Source organism: Xenorhabdus sp. SGI246, from assembly GCF_040838225.1.
GTDB classification, from domain to species: Bacteria; Pseudomonadota; Gammaproteobacteria; order Enterobacterales; family Enterobacteriaceae; genus Xenorhabdus; species Xenorhabdus indica.
On the sequence record NZ_JBFPEZ010000136.1, the window covers coordinates 1 to 7159 of the forward strand.

The 7159-nt window shown below is 37.2% G+C and carries 7 protein-coding genes; 1 reads left to right on the plus strand and 6 read right to left on the minus strand.

Annotated features, from left to right (window positions below; translation table 11 throughout):
* Window positions 1–225 precede the first annotated feature (225 nt).
* From uhpC to ABLA85_RS18390, 3 genes are all read right to left on the minus strand, one after another.
* Entirely contained in the window at window positions 226–1521 is a 1296-nt protein-coding gene (uhpC, locus tag ABLA85_RS18380) for an MFS transporter family glucose-6-phosphate receptor UhpC (protein WP_367965764.1), read from the minus strand.
* A gap of 188 nt (window positions 1522–1709) precedes the next feature.
* Window positions 1710–3287, minus strand: coding sequence for an MASE1 domain-containing protein (locus ABLA85_RS18385; protein ID WP_367965765.1), 1578 nt, complete (start codon window positions 3285–3287; stop codon window positions 1710–1712).
* A 3-nt stretch (window positions 3288–3290) separates the two neighbouring features.
* Window positions 3291–3920, minus strand: a complete 630-nt coding sequence (locus tag ABLA85_RS18390) for a response regulator (RefSeq protein WP_367965766.1) — start codon at window positions 3918–3920, stop codon at window positions 3291–3293.
* Between the two features lie 247 nt (window positions 3921–4167).
* On the opposite strand from ABLA85_RS18390, the gene ABLA85_RS18395 reads away from it, so the two are divergent.
* Complete coding sequence (locus ABLA85_RS18395) at window positions 4168–4716, plus strand: cysteine hydrolase family protein (RefSeq protein ID WP_367965767.1); 549 nt, start codon at window positions 4168–4170, stop codon at window positions 4714–4716.
* 121 nt (window positions 4717–4837) lie between these two features.
* On the opposite strand, the gene speD is transcribed toward ABLA85_RS18395, so the two are convergent.
* The 3 genes from speD to ABLA85_RS18410 form a co-directional block, all read right to left on the minus strand.
* A complete protein-coding gene (gene speD, locus ABLA85_RS18400) occupies window positions 4838–5632 on the minus strand; it encodes an adenosylmethionine decarboxylase (RefSeq protein ID WP_367965768.1) in 795 nt (264 codons plus the stop codon).
* Between the two features lie 26 nt (window positions 5633–5658).
* Window positions 5659–6522 carry a polyamine aminopropyltransferase gene (speE, locus tag ABLA85_RS18405; RefSeq protein WP_367965769.1) on the minus strand — a complete coding sequence of 288 codons (864 nt, stop codon included), beginning with the start codon at window positions 6520–6522 and terminating at the stop codon, window positions 5659–5661.
* A gap of 102 nt (window positions 6523–6624) precedes the next feature.
* On the minus strand, window positions 6625–6972 hold the full coding sequence (locus tag ABLA85_RS18410; RefSeq protein ID WP_367965770.1) for a YacC family pilotin-like protein: 348 nt from the start codon (window positions 6970–6972) through the stop codon (window positions 6625–6627).
* Window positions 6973–7159: the final 187 nt, after the last annotated feature.

Sequence of the window (7159 nt, forward strand, 5' to 3'; positions counted from 1 at the left end):
GTTAAAGTCGAGCATCGCGTAATAATAATATATTTTAAAAATTCGTGCTATGTGGCATTTTTATGTGAATGCAAGATATGCTTTCTTCTTGTTTCTACATTAATCTTTATAAAAGAAGTGGTTAATGCAGAAACAAATTTTAGGACGATGGTTCCATCTCTCTGTTATGTCAGTAGCATTTCGATGCAGATATGGAAATAACATCATGAAAAATAATTGATTTTTTTAAGATATTTTATTGTATTTATCAACATCAGATATTAATAGAGGCATTAATAATAATCCCATCAATGCGGCTGCCAGAATAATTAGAACAAACATACCAGACCAGTCATAATATTCAATAACTTGACTCAGTGGCCAACCCGCAATGGCTGCGCTCAGATAGGCATATAATCCGAGGTATCCTGTAACTGTACCAGCAGCTCTTTTATGGCAATATTCTGTGGCTGCTAATCCAATTAGCATTTGTGGGCCGAAAACAAAAAAACCAATACTGAAAATACAAGTGGCCAGCAGAACATCATTCTGCATTGGAGCGAACCAAAGTGCTGTAATCGAAAAAAATAATCCAAGAGAAAACAGTAAGATCGTAGGCGTTCGTTGGCTACGAAAGAGTAAATCTGAACCCCATCCTGAACAGAGTGCTCCCAGTAACCCACCTAATTCAAACAATGAAAGAATCGTATTCGCATTGAGTAAATTAGAACCATGTTTTTCTGATAGCCAAAGACTTCCCCAATCATGTATTGCTGTTCTGATGAAATAGATCAAAATATAGGAAAAACCAAGTAGCCAAATAGTACGATTAAATACGATGGTTTCTTTTAAAACTTTTGTCATTGACATTGGGGATGATAATTGCTCTTGTCTGAGTTCCATCGCATCTTGTCGCCAATTACCTATACTGGGCAATCCATGTTCTTGTGGAGTGCCTCGTAATTGCTGACATAACCAAATTCCTAATATAATACTAATAATTCCAGAGAATAACAGTGCTACTTTCCAATTATATATTGTTGCCAACAGTGTAGATAATAGGGTCAGGAGTATCCCACTGATATTAATTGAAATATTCCAACACCCCCACCAAAATCCCCGCTCACTACGAGAATACCAATAAGTCAGTAATCTCGCACACGGAGGCCAGCCCCATCCCTGAAAAAAACCATTCAGCGTCCAGATAATTAATATAGCTGGCAATGAAGAACAAGATGTGAGAATAATATTAAGTATTCCGGTCATTAATAATCCAGCCCCCATAAACCAGCGATAGCCTGTATAGTCGTGGAAAATACCGGATACAAATTTTGAGGCACCATAAGCAAGATAAAATAGGCTGGCTATCCAGCCAATATCACTTTTATTTAATGCCAGTTCCACTTGCATTGCAGGCATAACAACATTCAAACTTCTACGTGTAAGTTGAAATGTGGCATAACCGATCAACATTGTTATTAGTAAATGAATTCGCCAATAGCGATATTGCTGTGAAATCTGTCCTTTGCTACTGGCTTGCATAATATTTCTCCATAAAAGTAAGCCTGTGTAAATAGAATATTTATCTCATTCTTTTAAATTGCAGTTTTGTTAGTTACACCTCTATCACTACCTATGTTCCCCAAATGTTGTTCCGTTTTTACTGTTCAGCTTTTTGAGATTTATTAAGTATTGATGGTATCCCCTGATGTATGAAGTGTGTTATTTAATTACTCGATATACTGATCTGAATTTATGGGTAAATTAACAACAACATGTGTTCCTCTTTGTGTTTTTAATAGCCAATTTCCACCAAGTATACGAATCCTTTCTTCAATGCCTTTTAAGCCAAGGCCTCTGTTTTTTTTATTTTCCTTGATGCCGATTCCATTGTCACTAATGCGAAGTTTAATGAAATTTCCTCTTTGTTTTAGTGTGATAATTATTATGCTGGCATCGGCATGTTTACTGATATTATTTAATAGTTCCTGAATAACTCTGTAGAGAGTCAAAATAATAGTGCTATTTTGGGGTTCTTGTGGTAATTGATAATTAAACTGACAAATAATATTCTGCTCCTCGAAAGCAAACTCATTTACAAGGTGACGAATTGCTTGTTCAAATGACATTTCATCCAGAATGGGGGGACGTAGTTCGCGAAGAAGTTGACGAGTAGATTGGTGGATTTGTTGAGCAAGAGATTTGATTTGGTCGGCTGCTTTTATAGTTAGTGGAGAATTTGCTGTACGTTTTACTAATGTGGATTGGATTTGAATAGCAGTAATATTTTGTCCGATCTCATCATGTAATTCTCTGGCAATATTTTTACGGGTATCTTCTTCAATCTGCACAATTTTTTGCATCAGAATTCGACGTGCAGCGAGTTCTTTTTCGAGTTGAGTACGATAGCGGTTAAGATTCTCTGTTAAACGTTGCTGGTGAATAAGGCTACCAGCTAATTGTTGCTGGCGGCTGATGGCTATACCAAGCCCGATCCCCAATAATGCTTGAGTAGTTAAAAAAATCTCCAGCTCTTGTAATTCACTGAATGAACCACTAAATTGACGTGCAAAAGCTACGATTAAGCTTCCTAATAGTGCTGATAATACACCGCCTTGCCAACCATAACGGTAAGCCATAAAAACATTGGGAATAAAAACCAAGATTGACAAAAGTCCCTCAATTTTGGGAGATAAAAAGAACTGTCCACTAATACCCAATAAGCTGAATAGAAAACACCACATCAATAACGATGTGCGTAATTGTGGATAGGTTGAGTGGTCAGTAATATATTGAGATTTTAGATTTTGCTCATATATATAGATATAAATCAGATAAATAAATGGGGATAACAGAACTCCGCCAGTTAGAGAACTGAGAAAAATAAGGCTGGATTTACAGGACAACAGGCTACTGAGGAAAAAGGTTTGTAATAAACTGTTAATGATAACAGAAGCTAGCAGGATGGAGAGTTGCTGCCAATAAAGAGAATAATATTTCCATATCTGTTTAATACCTAAGACTGTTATCAAACTGATAATAGGAGAGAGTAAAATAACTAAGTTTGTAATAAGTTGTTCGTTATTTAAACATATCAGGATGCTGCTTTCACTGATAATCAGGATTGGCAGGTAACGTTTCCAGAGCAAAATCATAAGGATCAGTCTCAACCCCTGAGGTAAAAAAAGAGCGGCCTGCTGTCCATTTTTACTCAAATAAAAACTGATTATCCATAGTGAAATCCAGGTAAAAGAATAGAAAATCAATAAAAACAGAGACTGTAAACTAAAGCGTACTTTCCAATTCATCTATTAGCCCGTAATAATTTGATGTTGTAATGCATAATGGACAAGATCAATAGTGGTGTCACACTGTAATTTATTTAAGATATTGGCTCGGTGAACATGGACAGTTTTAGGGCTCAACATTAGTTGCTCTGCAATACTTCTGGCGTTTACTCCATTAATTAAAAGATTAAATATCTCTCGTTCTCGTGGTGTCAGGATTTGTAGAGCATTTAACTCTTGTGGTTTCTGGTGTAAAGCTTTCATGGCATCGGCACAAAGATAAATCTCTCCTTTATGAACGGTTCTTACTGCTTGTACCAGTTCTTCCGCGCCACAGCATTTTGTCAAATAGCCACGAGCTCCTGAATCAAGGGCGGTTTGCACAAGAGCAGCCGTATCATAAATGCTAAGCATAATCGTACGAAAATTAGGGTAATTAGGGCGCAGTCGTGCAAGGAGTTGCAAACCATTTTCATGTGGCATAGAAATGTCCATGATAACTATATCAATATTTCTTTTTAGTAGGTCAGGCCATGCTTCTTTACTATTGCTGTATTGCCCTACTATTGTAATGTCATCTTCAAGTGTGAGTAGCTGAGCGAATCCTGATCTAACAACAACATGGTCATCAATAAGTGCAACTTTTATCTTCATTTTTTATGGTGATTTTTCGTATAAATGTATTTTATATATCATAATGTTCATGAAAAAGCTTTACTACAATTGAATGAGTTAATGTTCAATAGCGTCTTGGATGATAAGTAATAAGGTTATCTATTGAAATAAAAGTAAAATAATAAGATTACTTAAATAATATGAGCTTGGAGTGATATGTAGTGAATTATAAACAGTGGTTTCATTTCTAATCGATATTTCTTTATGTGAAAATAAGGATACTCAAATGAAAGCACTCATCGTAATTGATATGTTAAATGATTTTGTGACTGGTGCTCTTGCCAATGAAGCGAATGCAATGCTAATTGTTCCTGTGATCCAGAAAATGATCAATCATGCCAGGAGTCAGCCTGATTGGTTGGTTGTGTATTCTAATGATTCTCATCAGGAAAATGATCGAGAAATGGCGATTTGGGGCAGACATGCTATGGCGGGGACATTCGGAGCTAAGGTTATTAATGCCTTGGCTCCGATTGGAGTAGCGCGAGAGATTGTTTCTCCCAAGCGTTTTTATGGTGCTTTTGATGGAACAGATCTGGAGGCTGTTTTCGAGCGATATGGGGTGACTGAAGTGATATTGACTGGTCAGCATACCGATTGTTGTGTCCGGCATACTGCTTATGGTGCATTTGTTTGTGGCTATAATATCAAAATATTATCTGATGCTGTTTGTGTTTTTATGAGGGCAGATCAGGATAAGGAACTCGATTATCTGAAAAAAAATTATGGGGCTGAAATTACAACAAGTACAGCGCTTGGTGTATATTCGCTATGAATATTTTAGTGAACTTACCTTTCTTATTTCAGGTTGCAATTTTATTGATTATGTTATTTGTTATAACATACTTGGCAGATATTATATCTGCAGCCAATTTTAAAAAAAGAAAGAATAATCTTTAGATAGTCGGTAAATTGCGACTGTAATAAATTTCCTGAATCTCTTTTTTAAGCAGACAAATGATTTCGTTTTTTTCTGTTTTGCTTAATTCTTCGGCTGTGGTATTGAATAAATATTCGTTCAGATCGAATTTTTTTAGCATCATTTTGGTATGGAAAAGATTTTCCTGAAAAATATTCACATCCATCATATGGTATTGAGATTGGATTTCTTCAGTCACATAATTTTGAATGGAACTAATCTCGTGATCGATATATAACTTTACTCCATTGATATCTCGGGTAAAACCGCGAACACGGTAGTCCATCGTTACAATGTCAGATTCCAATTTATGGATCAGATAATTGAGCGCTTTAAGTGGTGAAATGACGCCACAAGTGGAAACTTCAATATCTGCCCTAAATGTACATATGCCACCATCAGGGTGACTTTCTGGATAAGTATGTACACAAATATGGCTTTTATCCAAATGGGTGACGATAGAGTCAGGCAGAGGGCCTGGATTTTCCGTATTATCCACAAGACTGGGATCTATCGGTTCTTCACTAATCAGAATGGTTACACTTGCCCCTTGAGGATCATAATTTTGGCGGGCAATATTCAGAATGTTTGCACCAATGATTGAACAGGTTTCACTGAGAATTTCAGTTAAGCGATTTGCATTATACTGTTCATCAATGTACGCGATATAACTGTCGCGATCGGCGTTCGTTTTTGCATAACAAATGTCGTAGATACAAAAACTCAAGCTTTTTGTCAGATTGTTAAAGCCGTGCAATTTCAGTTTACGCAATTTATTTCACCTCCCGGCATGGGTGACTATTGGTTTCCAGATAGAGAATCCAGCAAGTACTGTGGCAACGCAAAGCTACCTGCATGTATCGCTGGGGTGTAGTAACGGCAGGTTATAGCCGCATTGTCGAAACGTTGTTGCAGCGTTTCCAGAGATACTTGACGCAAAGCAGGATTTTGAGTTGCCCATGCAAATATCATGATCCCACCGTAATAAGTAGGAATAGCAGCCTGATAAAAACCGCTGTCGGCAAAACAATGAGTTAATTTTTTATGGCTTGTGATGGCTTCATCCTGTTGCAGGAAGCAAACGCCATTTTGGGCTACAAAAATGCCGCTGTCACTCAGGCAGCGAGCGCAGCCTTGATAGAATTCAGATGTGAATAAACTTTCTCCTGGTCCTTTTGGATCAGTACAATCAGAGATAATGATATCAAATTTCTCAGAAGTTGTATTAACGAAGTTGACACCATCGTCAATAACGAGTTTGAAACGGGGATCATCGTAAGCCCCTGCATTATGGCTTGGTAAATATTGGCGGCAAAATTCAACAACGCCTGCATCAATCTCTACCATAGTAATATTGTCGAGATAATGATGACGGCAAACTTCACGCAACATTCCGCCATCCCCTCCACCAATAATCAAAACGTTTTTAGCTTGACCATGGGCAAACAATGGAACATGCGCCATCATTTCATGATAAATAAATTCGTCGCGCTCTGTAGTTTGTACTACGCCATCAAGAACCATAATGCGACCCATCTCTGCATTCTCGAAGATAATAAGATCTTGATGTTCGGTTTTATTGTGATAAAGCACGTTTTCAACCGTGAAATACTGGCCAAAATTGGCATGTAATGTTTCATACCAAACGTTTTCTTGTGACATGTATGGTATTCCTCCATTGTGCACTCATGATTATGAGGCGCACATAATAGCCAACTAAAAAGTGAGTTGCACTGTGATATTTACCTGAGAGTGATTAGAACGCTATTTGACATAAGCAAGTAGGCTGAGGGAGCGTCGGGCAAGAAAACGACATTTTACCTCGTGAGGCAGGTTGATTCCTTTCAGATCGTTATAGCCTGACTGGTTTAGTTTCTCCATTAATTGACCATCATAGTTACTGAGATCCCATTTATTACGTTGGGCAAAATAAACGATTGTACGTCTGATTTCCCTTTCCGGGATCTGACTATAACCACAATCATATTTTAGGTAGATGTAAACTGCGGTGAGATCAGCAAGATCTTCAGCTTCATTTTCAGACAAAGCCTTTGCGGGTTGTGTGAAACCAAATAGAACCAGAATGTAAGTCAATAAGGCAAGTTTTTGCATAATTCCTATTATATTGATTTTCTGCTGTTTTGCCTAAGTTAACATATTAATATCTTTTTTAGCCAAACTTTATTTACCTGAACTTAGAAATGGCCTTTTAATTACCAGTAAAAAATTAACCAGGTGTTAATGAATAGGGTTTTGTTCTGATGTCATAGAGTGTTATTTTAACGCGATGCTCGACTTT